14 protein-coding genes and 1 pseudogene are annotated in these 15,339 nt (G+C 73.0%); 11 read left to right on the plus strand and 4 right to left on the minus strand.

The genetic code is table 11. The annotated features are described in order from the left end of the window. Window positions 1-77 precede the first annotated feature (77 nt). Entirely contained in the window at window positions 78-2,021 is a 1,944-nt protein-coding gene (locus tag ACZ3I3_RS17580; RefSeq protein WP_467365996.1) for an AfsR/SARP family transcriptional regulator, read from the minus strand. 111 nt (window positions 2,022-2,132) lie between these two features. Here ACZ3I3_RS17580 and ACZ3I3_RS17585 point away from each other — a divergent pair, with 111 nt between their 5' ends. Then, on the plus strand, window positions 2,133-3,011 hold the full coding sequence (locus ACZ3I3_RS17585) for an alpha/beta fold hydrolase (protein WP_467365997.1): 879 nt from the start codon (window positions 2,133-2,135) through the stop codon (window positions 3,009-3,011). Between the two features lie 81 nt (window positions 3,012-3,092). Further along, the gene (locus tag ACZ3I3_RS17590) at window positions 3,093-4,607 is read left to right on the plus strand and encodes an ABC transporter substrate-binding protein (RefSeq protein ID WP_467365999.1); all 1,515 of its coding nucleotides are present in this window, start codon (window positions 3,093-3,095) and stop codon (window positions 4,605-4,607) included. A gap of 30 nt (window positions 4,608-4,637) precedes the next feature. Here the strand turns inward: ACZ3I3_RS17590 and ACZ3I3_RS17595 are convergent, their stop codons facing one another. Then, window positions 4,638-5,039, minus strand: coding sequence for a RidA family protein (locus tag ACZ3I3_RS17595; RefSeq protein WP_467366001.1), 402 nt, complete (start codon window positions 5,037-5,039; stop codon window positions 4,638-4,640). Window positions 5,040-5,161: 122 nt separating this feature from the next. On the opposite strand from ACZ3I3_RS17595, the gene ACZ3I3_RS17600 reads away from it, so the two are divergent. After that, window positions 5,162-5,542 (plus strand): winged helix-turn-helix transcriptional regulator, encoded by a 381-nt coding sequence (locus ACZ3I3_RS17600; protein ID WP_399406051.1) that lies wholly within the window; start codon window positions 5,162-5,164, stop codon window positions 5,540-5,542. A gap of 24 nt (window positions 5,543-5,566) precedes the next feature. On the opposite strand, the gene ACZ3I3_RS17605 is transcribed toward ACZ3I3_RS17600, so the two are convergent. Then, window positions 5,567-6,325 (minus strand): CDP-alcohol phosphatidyltransferase family protein, encoded by a 759-nt coding sequence (locus ACZ3I3_RS17605; protein WP_467366003.1) that lies wholly within the window; start codon window positions 6,323-6,325, stop codon window positions 5,567-5,569. Between the two features lie 108 nt (window positions 6,326-6,433). Between ACZ3I3_RS17605 and ACZ3I3_RS17610 the strand changes: the two genes are divergently transcribed. The 5 genes and pseudogenes from ACZ3I3_RS17610 to ACZ3I3_RS17630 all read left to right on the plus strand — a co-directional run. Continuing rightward, a complete protein-coding gene (locus ACZ3I3_RS17610; protein WP_467366005.1) occupies window positions 6,434-7,414 on the plus strand; it encodes a zinc-dependent alcohol dehydrogenase in 981 nt (326 codons plus the stop codon). A gap of 138 nt (window positions 7,415-7,552) precedes the next feature. After that, on the plus strand, window positions 7,553-7,951 hold the full coding sequence (locus tag ACZ3I3_RS17615; protein ID WP_010043117.1) for a 6-pyruvoyl trahydropterin synthase family protein: 399 nt from the start codon (window positions 7,553-7,555) through the stop codon (window positions 7,949-7,951). Continuing rightward, window positions 7,948-9,153, plus strand: coding sequence for a glycosyltransferase family 4 protein (locus ACZ3I3_RS17620; RefSeq protein ID WP_467366007.1), 1,206 nt, complete (start codon window positions 7,948-7,950; stop codon window positions 9,151-9,153). The genes ACZ3I3_RS17615 and ACZ3I3_RS17620 overlap by 4 nt, the downstream gene beginning before the upstream one ends. Next, entirely contained in the window at window positions 9,150-10,367 is a 1,218-nt protein-coding gene (locus tag ACZ3I3_RS17625; protein WP_467366009.1) for a class I SAM-dependent methyltransferase, read from the plus strand. Before ACZ3I3_RS17620 ends, ACZ3I3_RS17625 begins: the two co-directional genes overlap by 4 nt. After that, window positions 10,364-11,389, plus strand: a pseudogene (locus ACZ3I3_RS17630) (lysylphosphatidylglycerol synthase transmembrane domain-containing protein); the annotation flags it as partial. The gene ACZ3I3_RS17625 and the pseudogene ACZ3I3_RS17630, both read left to right, overlap by 4 nt. A 164-nt stretch (window positions 11,390-11,553) precedes the next feature. On the opposite strand, the gene ACZ3I3_RS17635 reads toward ACZ3I3_RS17630, so the two are convergent. Then, on the minus strand, window positions 11,554-12,282 hold the full coding sequence (locus tag ACZ3I3_RS17635; protein WP_467366011.1) for a creatininase family protein: 729 nt from the start codon (window positions 12,280-12,282) through the stop codon (window positions 11,554-11,556). Between the two features lie 41 nt (window positions 12,283-12,323). Between ACZ3I3_RS17635 and ribA the strand changes: the two genes are divergently transcribed. The 3 genes from ribA (at window position 12,324) to ACZ3I3_RS17650 (ending at window position 15,338) form a co-directional block, all read left to right on the plus strand. Then, complete coding sequence (gene ribA, locus ACZ3I3_RS17640; RefSeq protein WP_467366013.1) at window positions 12,324-12,983, plus strand: GTP cyclohydrolase II; 660 nt, start codon at window positions 12,324-12,326, stop codon at window positions 12,981-12,983. 146 nt (window positions 12,984-13,129) lie between these two features. Then, entirely contained in the window at window positions 13,130-14,191 is a 1,062-nt protein-coding gene (locus ACZ3I3_RS17645; RefSeq protein ID WP_467366015.1) for a saccharopine dehydrogenase, read from the plus strand. Then, a complete protein-coding gene (locus tag ACZ3I3_RS17650) occupies window positions 14,181-15,338 on the plus strand; it encodes a saccharopine dehydrogenase family protein (protein WP_467366017.1) in 1,158 nt (385 codons plus the stop codon). Before ACZ3I3_RS17645 ends, ACZ3I3_RS17650 begins: the two co-directional genes overlap by 11 nt. Window position 15,339 lies beyond the last annotated feature (1 nt).

Below are 15,339 nucleotides of genomic sequence, written 5' to 3' on the forward strand. Positions count from 1 at the left end.
TCCGCCGGGGAGTACCCTCCACCGCGTGGCCTGCCGTGGAGCGAACTCATGAGCCAGGCAACATTTCTGATGCCAGATCAGGTGATCGTTGCCCCGACATGTTCCTCCGCCTCCGCCAGGTACCGCGCCACCGGGCCCAAGGTCAGCATTCCGCTGGCGGCGCCGGCGTGTTCCGCGCGGGCGCAGCGCAGGGCGGTCACGGCGCGTGCGGCGATTCCCCGCTCGCCGAGGCGTACGGCGGCGTGGGCGGTCAGGCACCACATGGCTTCCTGCATGTGGTCACGCGCCGGCTCCGGCGCCGCGGTCAGCGCGGTACGGGCTTCCTCGCCCCGGTCCTGAGCGAGGAGCACGAGCGGTCGCGCCCACGGCAGGTACGGACCCCAGTCGAGGCGCGGGTCGGTGGGCGCGGGCCGGTCGTGCAGCAGGCGCAGCCCCAGCAGGGCCAGCGGGAACAGCCCACGGTGCAACCCTGGCATGCCGGCCGTCCGCAGGGCGTCCTCGGCAGCTCGGTAGTGCGCTGCTGCCGTGGCGGCGGCAGGTCCGCCGGGTTCGGTGCTGCGCTCGGCAGTGACCCGGGCCCGGAACCAGGCGGTGAGCACGGGGACGAGGGGCGCCTCGGTGGCCGCGGCGAGCCGTTCGGCCGCGTGGGCGTGCGAGGCCGCGGCGTCGAGTTCGCCGAGCGCTGAGGCGGACTGCAGACGGACGAGTCGGCCGAGTACGGCGAAGTTCGGCAGGTCGTGCCGGGTGGCCAGGTCGAGGATCTCGGCCCCGACGCTGTCCCGCACCGCGGCGAGCCCGGGCCGGGAGAAGGACTGCAGGAACACCCCGTTGAGGGCGAAGGCCAGGAGAGCGGGGTCGGCCAGCTCCCGTGCCAGCGCCTCGCTCCTCCGTGCCGCCTGGTGCGCGTGCTCCAGACCGGTCCCCGACAGATCGGCGCTGCGGCTCTCGACGGCGACCGTGGCCAGGAGGCGGGCGGTCAGGTCGGCGGGGCTGTCGGGGCCGAGCGCCTCGAGCGTGCGCTCGGCGGCCGCGACCACGGCCCGTGACTGCTCCGGGTCGTCGGCCCGGCTCCAGATCGCGGGCACGTCATAAGCACCGATGACCCGGGCCGTCAGAAGGAGGTCTCCCGTGCGTTGTGCGGCCTGGACGGCCGCGAGGCGGTCGCGCCGCGAGTGGACGAGGGCGTCGCCACCGGCCAGGGCGAGGGTGCGGGCCAGATCCACCGTGGTGCGCGGGCCGAGCCGGACACCCGGGCCGGGCCACGCCGTCCGCGCGCCTTCGAGGGACATGGAACCGTTGAGGATCTCCGTCTCCAGGCTCTGCAGGGCGGGGCCGGGATCGAGCCCGAGCCGGCCGACGAGCATCGCGCGGGCGCGGCGGAGGGTGGCGAGGGCGTCGGCCCGCCGGCCCGCGCGGTGGAGCGCGCGGGCAAGCAGCTCCCAGGCCGGCTCGCGCCATGGATGCTCGGCGACGTGGGCACCCAGCTCGGCGACGAGACCCGAACCCTCCCCGGAGTCGAGGAGGATGCGGGCGCGCAGTTCCACTCCCTCCAGCCGCAGCTCCTCGAGCCGGGTCCGCTCGCGCTGCGCCCACACGGAGTCGGCCACATCGGCGTAGGCGGGTCCGCGCCAGGCGGCGAGTACCGCTGCGAGGTCGGTCACCGCATCAGGGTTGCGGCGGGCGCGGGACAGAGTGTCCTGGAACCGATGCACGTCCACGTCCTCGCGAGGCAGCAGCAGTGCGTAACCGGGGCCTTCGGTGACGAGGATCCGTGGCGGAGTGCGCGGCGGCCGGTCGGGTTCGAGAGCGCGGCGCAGTGCGGCGACGAAGGTACGCAGAGCGCCCACGGCGCGGACCGGCGGATCGGACCACAGGTCGTCGACGAGGGTGTCGGTGGTGACCAGCCGTCCCTCGGCGGCGACGAGCCGGGCGAGTACCTCGCGATGGCGGGGCCCGCCCAGGTCGACGGGACTGCCGTCGTCACGCAGGGCCCGCACGGCCCCGAGCACGTCGATGCGCATGCCCCCATCCTGCGTGCCAGGAGCCGGCGGCGCCCAACCGCACTGATCGGCTGCTGATCGCCGTCGCGCAGGCTGATCCGGTCGGTTCCCGGCCCGAAAGGACGGCCTTCCATGGCGCTCACCATTCCCGGCTTCGATCACATCCGCGTGCCCGGCACGGACGGTGTGGAGTTGGCCGCCGCCGTCGGCGGCAGCGGCAGCCCGGTGGTGCTGCTGCACGGTTTCCCGCAGACCCACCTGATGTGGCGGCACGTCGCCGAGCGACTCGTCGACCAGCACACGGTGATCTGTCCCGATCTGCGCGGCTACGGTGCCAGCGACAAGCCCGAGGCCACCGATCCGGACGTGTACGCCAAGCGCACCATGGCCGCCGACGTCGTGACCCTGGCGGCGTCGCTCGGTCACGAGCGCTTCGCCCTCGTCGGCCACGACCGGGGTGCCCTGGTCGCCTTCCGGGCGGGCTTGGACCACCCTGACACCATCACGCACCTCGGCATCCTCGACGTCGTGCCGACGCTCGACATGTGGAACGTCCTGCACGGCGCCCCGGCGGCGGTCGGCTACCACCTCTTCCTCATGGCGCAGCCGCCGGGCCTTCCGGAGACGATGATCACCAACAGCGCGGACGCGTTCTTCGGCTCGTTCCTCGACGCCTGGGCCGGCGATCCGACCGCCGTGCCGGAGGAGGTGCGCGCCGAGTACCTGCGGGCGAGCGCCGCGGCGGTGACGTCGATCGTCGCGGACTACCGGGCCTCGGCGGGCATCGACATCGTGCACGACCAAGCGGATCTGGACGCCGGATCGCAGTTGGCCATGCCCGTGACGGTCATCCAGCAGGACTGGGGCACACGCCTGGGGTATGACGCTGCCGGGGTGTGGAAGGCCTGGGCGCCGGACCTGGACCACCGGCTGACCCGAGCGGGGCACTTCATGGCCGAGGAAGCGCCCGACGAGATCGCCGCCGCGATCCAGGACCTCCTGGCCCGCTGAACCTCTGGGCGTAGGGGACTTGGGCGCATCCCTGCCCTCGGGCACCCGGCCGACCGGCGTGCCGGGCTTGATGCATATGCTGTGCAAGTGCGTCAGCTGAGCATCAAGAACGGCCTCCGGTTCCTCACCGTCCTCGTCCTCGTCCCGGGCCTGGCCGGCTGCTTCGTCTCCCCGCCGGGGGAGTCGTCGTCGGACGGCGGACAGCCGGGCTCGCGGCTGCGCGTCGCCCTCGCCTTCCCGCCCGCCGAGAACTTCTCGCCGTACGGAGCCGACGCCACGCTCCTCAGCCGGCTCGGCGTCACCGAGGGCCTGACCGCCCTGGACGCCAACGGTGCCGCGACCCCCGCGCTCGCCGAGTCCTGGCGCCGAGAGGACGACCGGACCTGGCGGTTCACCCTGCGCGAGGCCACCTTCCAGGACGGCACGGACGTCACCCCCTCCGCCGTGGCCGACGCGCTCACCCGCGCCACGAAGGCGAAGCCCCTGCCCGCCGCACTCGCCGGGGTCACCCTCGACGCCGAGGCCGACGGCAGCCGCGGCATCCGGATCACCACCGGCGCGGCCGATCCCGTGCTGCCCACGCGCCTGTCCAGCCCGAGCCTGGCGATCCTCTCCCCGAAGGCGTACGCGAGGAAGGGCGCCCCCACGCCCGTCGGCACCGCCACCGGACCCTTCGAGATCACCAAGGTCAGCAGCGGCGGCTCGGCCACCCTCGACCGCTTCGACGACTACTGGGCCGGCCGCGCCCACGCCTCCGGCATCGACGCACGCTTCGTCAAGGACGGCACCGCGCGCGCCAACGCGGTGCGCACCGGCGACGTCGACATCGCCGAGGCCGTCCCCGTCGCCCAGGCCGCCACCCTCGACAAGGAGACCCTGAAGGAAGCCGGCACCACCCGGACGACCAGCCTTCACCTCAACACCAGGACCGGCCCCTTCAAGAACCCGGCGCTGCGTGCCGCCGCGCGCACCGCGGTCGACTCCTCCGTCATCGTCAAGGGTGTCTTCGAGGGGTACGCCGACCCGGGCGCGGGCGTGTACGGGCCCGCCGTCACCTGGGCCGAGAGCAAGCGCGTGAAGCCGACGGGGCGCGCGGACGCCGCCCGGCCCGACGGCACGCGGATCACTCTCGCCACCTACGACAACCGGCCCGAACTCCCCGAGGTCGCCCAGGTCGTACAACAGCAGCTCGAAAAGGCCGGGTTCACCGTCGACCTGGAGGTCCGCGAGTACTCACGCTTGGAGAGCGACGCCCTGGCCGGGAAGTTCGACGCGTTCATCGGCGCCCGCAACAGCCTGCTCGACACCGGCGACCCCGTCGGCATCCTCGCCAGTGACTACACCTGCGACGGCGGCTACAACCTGGCCCTGCTGTGCGACGAGGGCGTCGACCGGGCCGTGCGCAAGGCCGACGGGACCGACGGCACGGGCGAGCGGCAGGACGCGGCCATGGCCGCCGAGGCCGCGGTCCTCGGCACGGACGCGGTCGTGCCGCTGGCCCATCAGCAGATCATCGCCGGAGTCGCCCCCGAGGTCCGGGGCGTCGTCCTCGACCCGTACGAGCGGGCCCTGGTGGGTGCCGGGACGCGTCGCTGACCGTCTCCCGTCGAGGGCCCGCCCCCCGACTCACGCGGGCAGCTTCGTGTCGATCACGCAGCTGATCTCCACCGTTTGTCCGGGGAAGGTGAGTTCGGTGACGCCCAGGGCCGTGCTGACCGGGCGGTGGGTACCGAAGTACGCCCGGTTGCCCTCCGCCACCGCGTCGGCGTTCTTCACCAGGTCCACCACGTACAGCGTCTGGGAGACGATCTGGTTGCGCGTGACGCCGTAGTGGGCCAGCACCTTGTCGATGTTGGCGTAGGTCCCCTTCAGCTGAGTGGCGACATCGTCCTCGGCGCGGAAGCCGCCCGCCTCGTCGAACGAGAGCTGTCCGGAGACGTGGATCAGATCACCGGACCTGATCGCCTGCGCGTAGCCGAAGTGGCTCTCCGCCGGGATGGCGTGGTCGTAGACATCGATCGTGGTCATGGTTCCCGTCCTTGCGTTTCTTCGGTCGAGCGCGAACACACGCTCTCTTGCGGTTACTCGGAAACCGTAGGAGAGTCTGTGCCGACCTGGAAGAACGCACTTTTCAGTGACTGGGGAACCAGATGGTGACCAAGCAGTTGAGGGACCTGCCGGAGAACGCGGACCTGCGGCGGGCCGACTCCCTGGCGCGGGAGATCTTCTCGGACGTGGCCAACAAGTGGGCGCTGCTGATCATCGAGGCCCTCGGTGAAGGCACCCTGCGCTTCAGCGAGTTGCGCAACGAGGTCGAGGGCGTCAGCCACAAGATGCTCACGCAGAACCTGCGGATGCTGGAGCGCAATGGGCTGGTCGACCGGAAGGTGCACCCCACCGTGCCGCCGAAGGTCGAGTACACGCTCACCGAACCGGGCCGGGCCCTGCGCGCCACCGTCGACCTGATCTGCGGCTGGACCCATGAGTACCTCGGGCACATCGAGTCGGCGCGCGACCGGTTCGACGCCTGACCGGCCGGGGGCGTCAGCTCGCGATCAGCTCGCGACCAGTTCCCGCACCTGCCGCCGGGCCGGGGCCTTCTCGACCCGCGAGGTCCGGTACAGCCACAGCACATCCCGTCCGAACGACCACACCAGCAGACCCAGCGCCAGGGCCGCGACCCCGAAGTTGGCCGCGTACGGCAGCAGATCGGCGCCCGCCAGCAGCAGCAGCACGCCCTGGAGCGCGGCGACGGTCTTGCGGGCGGTGCTCGGCGGGAGCGCGGCGGTCAGCCAGGGCCAGACCCGCGCGGCGGCGACGAAGACGTACCGCATCCCGCCGATCAGCAGCACCCACAGGCCCAGTTGCATCGACACGTACACGCTCAGCACCAGGATCAGGAACGCGTCGACCTCCATGTCGAAGCGCGCGCCCAGCGGGGTCGAGGTGCCGGTGCGGCGGGCGACCTTGCCGTCGACACCGTCGAGGATCAGCGCCACCGCCGTCAGACCGACGAGCAGCGACACGGGCGGCGAGCTCTGGAAGGAGTCCGCGACCAGCGCGGTGACCCCGCCGACGAGGGTGGCCCGGCCGAGGGTGACCCGGTTCGCCGCGCCGAACGAGCGCAGCCGGGAACGGTGCAGGGCCCGGGAGAGCACCGCCCAGGTGGCGATCGCGAACGCGAGGCCGGTCAGCCAGCCCGCCGGCCCCATCCCGATCGCCGTGCCGATCAGGGCCAGCAGCAGGATCTGAACTCCCGCCCCCAGGGCGGTCTCCTGCTGGAGCCTCGCGTCGTAAGTGTTGTTCAGGGCCACCGAACACCCTCCGGCCGTGTGACAGAGTCGATCAACGCCGCTACCTTGTGCGCGGCCTGTGCACCCCTCGGTACGCAAGCAGCTTCCCGATCGTTCAGGAGGACTTCGATGAAGCACACCGGACGCGCGTTCTGGATCGACTCGCCTGGGCGAGGCGGCATCCGGGACGTCAGTCTGCCGGAGCCCGGCGAGGGCGAGGTGCTGGTCCGCGCCCTGTACTCCGGCGTGAGCCGTGGCACGGAGACGCTGGTCTTCCGCGGCGGCGTGCCGGAAAACCAGCACACGGCCATGCGGGCGCCGTTCCAGGAGGGCGACTTCCCGGGCCCGGTGAAGTACGGCTACCTCAGCGTCGGCGTGGTGGAAGAGGGGCCCGAGGCCCTCGTCGGCCGTACGGTGTTCTGCCTCTATCCGCACCAGACCCGCTACGTCGTCCCGGCGAGCGCCGTCACACCCGTACCGGACACCGTGCCGGCCGAACGGGCCGTGCTCGCGGGGACCGTGGAGACCGCCGTCAACGCCCTGTGGGACGCGGCGCCCCTGGTCGGCGACCGGATCGCCGTGGTCGGCGGGGGCATGGTCGGCTCCTCGGTGGCCGCGCTGCTCGCCCGGTTCCCCGGTGTGCGCGTCCAGTTGGTCGACGCCGACCCGGGCCGGGCTGAAATCGCCAAGGCCCTGGGCGTCGGCTTCGCCTCTCCCGAGGAGGCCCTCGGCGCGTGTGACCTGGTCGTGCACGCCAGCGCCACCGAGCAGGGCCTCGCCCGTTCCCTGGAACTCCTCACCGCCGAAGGGACCGTGCTGGAACTGAGCTGGTACGGCGACCGGCAGGTGAGCCTGCCGCTCGGCGAGGCCTTCCACTCCCGGCGCCTCGTCATCCGCTCCAGCCAGGTCGGCACCGTCTCCCCGGCCCGCCCGGGCCGCACCTACGCCGACCGGCTCGCCCTCGCCCTCGACCTGCTCGCCGACCCGGCGCTCGACGCCCTCGTCACCGGCGAATCCGCCTTCGAGGACCTGCCGGACGTGCTGCCGAAGCTCGCCTCCGGCGAGATCCCCGCCCTGTGCCACCGCGTCCGTTACGACGGGAGCGCCTGACCTGAGAGAAGGCCAGAGCGCCTGACCTGAGAAAAGACGTAGCGGAGGCTGAACAGGGGAAGGGAAGCAGCCGTAATACACGGCATCCCCGGCACATGGAGCGGGGGAGCAGACGCGCCGCACCTGGAGGGTCGTCCGTTGTTCAGCATCACCGTCCGCGATCACATCATGATCGCCCACAGCTTCCGCGGCGAGGTCTTCGGACCGGCGCAGCGCCTGCACGGGGCCACGTTCCTCGTGGACGCCACGTTCCGGCGCGAACAGCTGGACGAGGACAACATCGTCGTCGACATCGGCCTGGCGACCCAGGAACTGGGGGCGGTGGTCAGCGAGCTGAACTACCGCAACCTCGACAACGAGCCCGACTTCGCCGGTGTCAACACCTCCACGGAGTTCCTCGCCAAGGTCATCGCCGACCGGCTCGCCGAGCGCATCCACAAGGGCGCGCTGGGCGAGGGCGCCAAGGGCATCGCGGGCCTGACCGTCACCCTGCACGAGTCGCACATCGCGTGGGCGAGTTACGAGCGTGCGCTGTGACCGACACGACGATCGAACGGCCCGGGCAGAGCGGACCGGCGCCCGCGCGGCTGAATTATGTTCCCGTGCAGCACGCCACTCTGAAGAACGCCGAGATCATCCCCATGTCCCTGCGCACCGTGCACTTCGTGCTGCCGGGCGGCGTCGACGACCCGGCAACGCCGAGCGGCGGCAACGCCTACGACCGGCGCGTGTGCCTGGACCTGCCCGGCTTCGGCTGGCAGGTCACCAAGCACGCCGTGGCCGGTGACTGGCCCCGGCCGGGGGCGGCGGCCCGTACGGAACTCGCCCGCGCCCTGAGCGGCCTGCCCGACGGTGCCGTCGTCCTGCTCGACGGGCTGGTCGCCTGCGGCGTCCCGGAGATCGTCGTGCCGGAGGCGGAACGGTTGCGCATGGTCGTCCTCGTCCACCTCCCGCTCGGCGACGAGACCGGGCTCGACCCGGCCGTGGCCGCGGAACTCGACGCCAAGGAGCGGGCGGTGCTGCGGGCGGTGCCGGCGGTGGTCGCCACCAGCGACTGGGCGGTCCGCCGTCTGGTCGCCCACCACGGCCTTCCCCCCGAGCGGGTGCACGTCGCCGCCCCCGGCGCCGACATCGCGCCGCTCGCGCCCGGCACCGACGGTGTCTCACGGCTGCTGTGCGTGGCCGCCGTGACCCCGCGCAAGGGACAGCACCGGCTGGTGGAGGCACTGGCCTCGGTGGCCGACCTGCCGTGGAGCTGTGTGTGCGTCGGCAGTCTCACCCAGGACCCGGAGTACGTCGCCCACCTGCGGTCCCTCATCGCCGAGCACGGTCTTCAGGACCGGCTGGAGCTGGCGGGAGCGCAGACGGGCGCCGCACTCGACGCCAGTTACGCCACCGCCGACCTGATGGTCCTCACCTCCTACGCCGAGACGTACGGCATGGCCGTGACCGAGGCCCTGGCGCGCGGCATCCCGGTCATGGCCACGGACGTCGGCGGACTCCCCGAGGCGGTCGGCCGCGCCCCCGACGGCGGCGTGCCCGGCATCCTCGTCCCGCCGGAGAACCCGGCCGCCATCGCCGCGGAACTGCGCTGCTGGTTCGGCGAGGCGGACGTGCGCCGTCGCCTCAAGGGCGCCGCCCGCAGCCGCCGCGCCGCCCTCGGCGGCTGGGCGACGACCGCACAGAGCCTGGCGGCGGTACTGCGCCGGCTCCCGACCGACCCCCGGAGGGCCGCATGACGAACCCGGTGACGACCCAGCAGAACGGGACGATCCCGGCCCAGCCCGGACCGAGGGAGGCTGCCGAGACGATGAGTGGCGTGATTCCGGGCGCGGGCCCGAACGGGAAGCCCGGGCCCGACCCGTCGGCCCGGTCGGCGGATGCGGTGCTCCCGGGCGTGGGCCCCGGCGGGCCGTCCGCCTGGTCGGCGGGCGCGGCGGCCCCGGGTGTGGGCTCCGCTGGGCAGGCCGCCCGGCCGGCGGACGCCGTGCCTGCGGGCTCGGCCCTCAGCGGCCGGTCCGGGCCGGGGCAGGCCGCGGACGTGGTCATCCCGGGTGCCGGGCCCAGTGTGAGTCCCGGGGCGCGGCCCACCGTGAAGCTGCGTGAGGCCGATCCGGACGATCCGCCCCGTTACGCGCCCGAGTGGCTGGAGTTGCGGGAGCCGGCCGATGCCGCGGCGCGGGCGCACGATCTGCTCGACCCCTTGCGGATCCGGCTCGCCAACCTGCCCGGCAAGTCCGGCGGGGTCGTCATCCACGACCTCGGGTGCGGTACCGGCTCGATGGGCCGCTGGCTCGCCCCCTGCCTGGACGGCGCGCAGCACTGGATCCTGCACGACCGCGACCCCTATCTGCTGCACTTCGCCGCCGTCGCCTCCCCGCGCTCCGCGGCCGACGGCAGCCGGGTCACCGTGGAGACGCGGCGCGGTGACGTCGCCCGCCTCACCGCGGACGCCCTGCACGGCGCCTCCCTGGTGACGGCGTCCGCACTGCTGGACGTCCTCACCCGCGAGGAGATCGACGCCCTCGCCGCCGCCTGCGCGGGAGCCGGCTGCCCCGCCCTGCTCACGCTGTCCGTCGCCGGCCGGGTGGAACTGACGCCGTCCCACCCGCTGGACTCGGAGATCGCCCAGGCGTTCAACGACCACCAGCGCCGTGACGGTCTGCTCGGTCCCGACGCGGTGACGGCGGCGACCGAGGCGTTCTCCGAGCACGGCGCGACGGTGCGGCTGCATCCGAGCCCCTGGCGGCTCGGCCCCGAGCAGGCCGCGCTCACCGAGCAGTGGCTGCGCGGCTGGGTCGGCGCCGCCGTCGAGCAGCGCCCCGAGCTGCGCGCCCGCGCCGACGCCTACCTGGCCGAGCGCCTGGCCGCCTGCGCCGCCGGCCAGTTGCGCGTCACCGTCCACCACACCGACCTCCTGGCCCTGAACCGCCCGGCGGGCGGAGCGTCATGAGCCCCCAGGCGACGGGAACGACGCAGGTGCCGCAGGGCGCGCTGACGGCCGTGTGCGAGCGGCCGTCGCCCGTCGACGCGGAGTGGCTGCCGGAAACCGGCGGTGACTCGGCTCCGCCGACCGAGTCGGCCACCCCCTGCGGCAACGCGGCCGACGCCGCCTCGTCGCCCCGTCGTCGCCCGATCCGTACCGCCCTGGCACGCCTCGGCTCCCCCAAGGTCCGTACGCACCTCGGCACCCTCGCCGGGGTCGTCATCCTCGGCGTACTCCTCTGGCGGCTCGGCACCGGCGTCTTCCTGGACGGGCTGGCCCGGATCGACACCGTGTCGGTGCTGCTGGCGCTCGGGATCGGGCTCGTCACCACCGTGTTCAGCGCCTGGCGCTGGGCGCTCGTCGCCCGCAGCCTCAGGATCCGGCTGCCGTTCGGTCCGGCCGTCGCCGACTACTACCGGGCGCTGTTCCTGAACGCGGCGCTGCCCGGCGGTGTGCTCGGCGACGTGCACCGGGCGGTGCGGCACGGGCAGAGCGAGGGGGACGTGCGGCGGGGCGTGAAGGCCGTCGTCCTCGAACGGGCCGCCGGACAGATCGCGTTGTTCGCCCTGGGAGCCGTGGTCCTGCTGACCATGCCGTCCCCGGTGCTGTCCCAGGCCCGGCACATCGCCCCGCTCGCGGTCCTGGCCGCTCTCGGCGCGGTCGCCGTCGTCCTCGCCCTGCGCATGAACCGCCCGGCGCCCTCCCGACGGGGCCGGGCGCTGCGCGCCATGCTCACCGAGGCCCGCGAAGGGCTGCTGTCCCGCCGCAACGGGCCAGGAGTCGTCGTCTCCTCGGTGGTCGTCCTGGCAGGCTACGTCGCCATGTTCGTCCTCGCGGCCCACGTCGCCGGGGCCGCCGCCTCCGTGGCCGTCCTGGTGCCGCTCGCGGTCCTCGCGCTGCTGGCCATGGGCCTGCCGCTGAACGTCGGCGGCTGGGGACCGAGGGAGGGCGTCACCGCCTGGGCGTTCGGCGCCGCCGGCCTGGGCGCCGGCCGGGGACTCGCCGTCGCGGTCGTCTACGGGGTGCTCAGCCTCGTGGCGAGCCTGCCCGGCCTGATCGTGCTGGTCGCCCGCTGGTACGCGGGCCTGCGGGCCGGATCCCGGTCCGCCTCACCGGCCCCCGGACCCGGACCCGGTCCCGCGACCGTGTCCGACTACCCGTCGGAGGTCAGCAGCGAGAAATACGCCCCGAAGGAATCCGCCAGGCTCGCCAGGAGTTCCTTCCCCTTTTCCGCCGAACCCAGTGAAGGACGGCCGATGACACCGGAATCGGTATAACCGGACATGCCGAGGGTGAGCAGATGACGCCGGTCGTCAGCGACGAAATCGGAAGTCTCATAACCGGGTCGGAGCATTTCGGGATGAGCGTGCAGAAGGATGGAGGTCTCTATTTCCCCCGCGTGCATGTCGGTGAGCAGCGAGGCGACCACACCCGCCCGCTCCCGCGCCGCCTCCCAGTCCTCCGGAGCCGGGAACAGCGCCATCCGCTCGCCGCGGGCGGAGGATTCCTGAACGACGTTGCCCAGTACGTAGTTTCCGCCGTGCCCGTTGACCACCACCAGGGCGTCGACACCGGACCGGCGGAGCGAAGCCGCTATGTCCCGTACCACCGCATGAAGGGTCACCGAGGAGATGCTCACGGTCCCCGGCCAGGCCGCGTGCTCGTGCGAGCACGAGATCGTCACCGGAGGAAGGAGGTGCACCGGGTACGCGCCGGCTATCTCCCGCGCGACGGCACAGGCGACGAGCGTGTCGGTCGCCAGCGGAAGATACGGACCGTGCTGCTCGAAGCTGCCCACGGGAAGCACCGCGACCTGCCGTGAGACACCGGAGCCCCGCGTCCGTACGTCTTCCGTGGTGTCCGCCGGCACCAAGTCACTCATAACGTCACGGCCTTTCGTCTCTGCTTAGGAACTCGAGAATCATGACAGAAAAAATTGGCGTACTCGGCAAGAAGTCACCGCAGCGGACCGGCGTGGAACGCGTCGTGAATGCGCCCTTGCCCACCGTGTACGGGAAATTCCAGGCGGTCGGCTACCTGGACCACGACCGCGGTGACGAACAGGTCGCGCTGGTCTACGGCGACCTCGGCACCGACGACGTGCTCATCCGGCTGCACTCGGAGTGCCTGACCGGTGACGCCTTCGGCTCGCAGCACTGCGAGTGCGGCGACCAGCTCGACGCCGCCCTGCGCGCGGTCGTCGCCGAGGGCGCCGGTGTCGTGGTCTACCTCAGAGGGCATGAAGGCCGTGGCATCGGCCTGCTCGCCAAGCTGCGCGCGATGGCCCTCCAGGCGGAGGGTCTGGACACCGTCGAGGCCAACCTCGCCCTCGGTCTGCCGGTGGACGCCCGTGACTACGGTGTGGCCGCCCGGATCCTCGACGACCTGGGCGTCAACTCCGTGCGCCTGATGTCCAACAACCCGCGCAAGCGCGAGGCGCTGGTGAACCACGGCATCGAGGTCGCCGAGCAGGTGCCCCTGCTGATCCCGCCGTGCGAGAACAACATCACCTATCTGCGGACCAAGCGGGAGCGCCTCGACCACCACCTGCCCCACCTCGACGCGGTGGTCAGCTCCTCCTGAGAGGCCGGGGCGGATCCGGAGCCCCTCGACGTGACCTGGGCGCATTCGTGCGCGACCCGCGGGCGGGCCGCGTACGCTGCGGGGACGTCCGTCCCTTGAGCGCCGGCCCTCACGGCCGGCGCCTCACGTCCGGAGGCCCACCTGGTATGACCGAGCTCCAGCTGTGGCTGCGCCACGAGGCCCGAACCACCGAGCGGCGCACGCCGGTCGTGCCCGACGACGCCCGGCGACTCGTCGAGCACGGAGTGGCACTGACCGTCGAGGACTCCCCGCAGCGGGTCTTCCCGACCGAGGAGTACGAGGCGGCCGGCTGCCGTGTCGCGCCCGCCGGCTCCTGGGTGTCGGCCCCGCCGGACGCCGTCGTGCTCGGCCTGAAGGAACTGCCCGAGGAACCGGCCGAGCTGACGCACCGGCACATCTTCTTCGGCCACGCCTACAAGGGCCAGCCCGGGGCGGCCGGCCTGCTGCGCCGGTTCGCCGCCGGGGGCGGGGCGCTGTTCGACCTGGAGTACCTGGTCGACGACACCGGGCGGCGCCTCGCCGCCTTCGGGTTCTGGGCCGGCTACCTGGGCGCGGCCCTCGCCGTGCTCCAGCACCGCGACCGGCTGCGGGCACCGCTGACGCCCACGACGAAGGCGGCCCTGGACGAGACGCTGAAGCCCGCCGATGACGACGCCGAGTTCACCGGCCTCGTCATCGGCGCCCTGGGACGCAGCGGCCGCGGCGCCCGGATGGCCTTCGCCTCCGCCGGTGCGGACCCGACCTGCTGGGACCTCGCCGAGACCCGCGACCTGGACCGCCGCGCCCTGCTGGAGCACGACGTGATGGTGAACGCGGTGCTCGCCACCAGCCCGGTCCCGCCCTTCCTCCGCGAGCAGGACCTCGACACCCCAGGCCGCCGCCTGCGCACCCTGTGCGACGTCACGTGCGACGTCGGCTCCCCGCTCAACGTCCTTCCGGTGTACGACGAGACCACCGACTGGGACGAGCCGGTCCGCCGGCTGCGCGAGGACCCGCCGCTCGACCTGATCGCCATCGACAACCTGCCCTCCCTGCTGCCGCTGGAGTCCAGCGCCGACTTCTCCGCCGCCCTCCTGCCCCACCTGCTCGACTTCGGCGTCACCGGTCCCTGGGGACGCTGCCTGGACCGGTTCCGTCAGGCATGCCGCGAACACGGCCTCGACCAGGGGGAGACCCGTGACCACTGACCCGGTCCCCGCGAGCGGCACCGTCCACTGGATCGGCGCCGGCCTGTCCACGGGCAGCGGTCTGGCCGCCCTGTGCGACACCGCCGAGCGCGTACGGCTCTGGCACCGCACCGAGAGCCGCGCGGCCGACGCCCTCGACCGGCTGGGCCTCGCCGGCCGCGCCGAGCCCCGCGCGTACACGCTGCCCGCCCTCGCCGCCGAACTGGCGCCCGGTGACGTCGTGGTGTCCATGCTGCCCGCCACGGAACACGCGCCGCTGCTCGCCGAGTGCGTCCGGCTCGGCGCGCACTTCGCCTGCTCCAGCTATGTGTCCCAGGCGGTCCTCGACCAGGTGCCCACCGCGGAGAAGGCCGGGGTCGTCGTCCTGACCGAGGCCGGGCTCGACCCGGGCATCGACCATCTCTTCGCCCACGCCCTCGTCGCCCGCGCGCGGGAGGCCGTCGGGGACGAGACGCCCGCCTCGTACAGCCTCACCTCGTACTGCGGTGGCGTCCCCGCCGTCCCGAACGACTTCACGTACCGGTTCAGCTGGGCACCGGCGGGGGTCCTCAACGCCCTGCGTTCCCCGGCCCGTTACATCGAGGGCGGCGCCGAGACGGTGGCCGGCCGCCCGTGGGAGGCGACCCGGCGGCACGTCGTCGACGGGGAGACCTTCGAGGTCTACCCCAACCGCGACAGTGTCCCCTTCGTCGCACAGTACGGACTGCCGGACGCCTGGACACCGCGCACGTTCGTCCGCGGCACCCTGCGCCTGGAGGGCTGGCTGCGCGCCTGGGACGGCGTCTTCGAGGAGCTGAAGCGGGGCGACGACGCGCGGATCACCGCCCTGGCCCAGGAGTTGGCCGCAGCGTACCCCACCACGGACGACGACCGTGACCGGGTCGTCCTCGCCGTGTCGCTGGACGTGCGGGCCGGGACCGGGCAGGCCTGGGCGGGCGGCTACCTCCTGGACCTGGTGGGCGACGCGCGGGAGAGCGCGATGGCCCGCTGCGTCTCGCGCACCCTCGCCCTGGGCGTCCGCCACGTCCTGGACGGCTCCCTCCCGCCGGGCCTGAACCGGGCCGCCGGGACAGCGGCCCGGTCCGAACAGTGGCTGAGCGAACTCGCCCGGGACGGCGTCGAGTTCACACTCCGCGTCGACCAGTAGC

This window comes from Streptomyces sp. NPDC016851, from assembly GCF_055562795.1.

Coding starts and splice junctions, on each gene's coding strand:
- ACZ3I3_RS17580 (WP_467365996.1), bottom strand. CDS start 2,021: ATGCGCATCGACGTGCTCGGGGCCGTGCGGGCCCTGCGTGACGACGGC.
- ACZ3I3_RS17585 (WP_467365997.1), top strand. CDS start 2,133: ATGGCGCTCACCATTCCCGGCTTCGATCACATCCGCGTGCCCGGCACG.
- ACZ3I3_RS17595 (WP_467366001.1), bottom strand. CDS start 5,039: ATGACCACGATCGATGTCTACGACCACGCCATCCCGGCGGAGAGCCAC.
- ACZ3I3_RS17600 (WP_399406051.1), top strand. CDS start 5,162: ATGGTGACCAAGCAGTTGAGGGACCTGCCGGAGAACGCGGACCTGCGG.
- ACZ3I3_RS17610 (WP_467366005.1), top strand. CDS start 6,434: ATGAAGCACACCGGACGCGCGTTCTGGATCGACTCGCCTGGGCGAGGC.
- ACZ3I3_RS17625 (WP_467366009.1), top strand. CDS start 9,150: ATGACGAACCCGGTGACGACCCAGCAGAACGGGACGATCCCGGCCCAG.
- ACZ3I3_RS17635 (WP_467366011.1), bottom strand. CDS start 12,282: ATGAGTGACTTGGTGCCGGCGGACACCACGGAAGACGTACGGACGCGG.
- ribA (WP_467366013.1), top strand. CDS start 12,324: ATGACAGAAAAAATTGGCGTACTCGGCAAGAAGTCACCGCAGCGGACC.
- ACZ3I3_RS17645 (WP_467366015.1), top strand. CDS start 13,130: ATGACCGAGCTCCAGCTGTGGCTGCGCCACGAGGCCCGAACCACCGAG.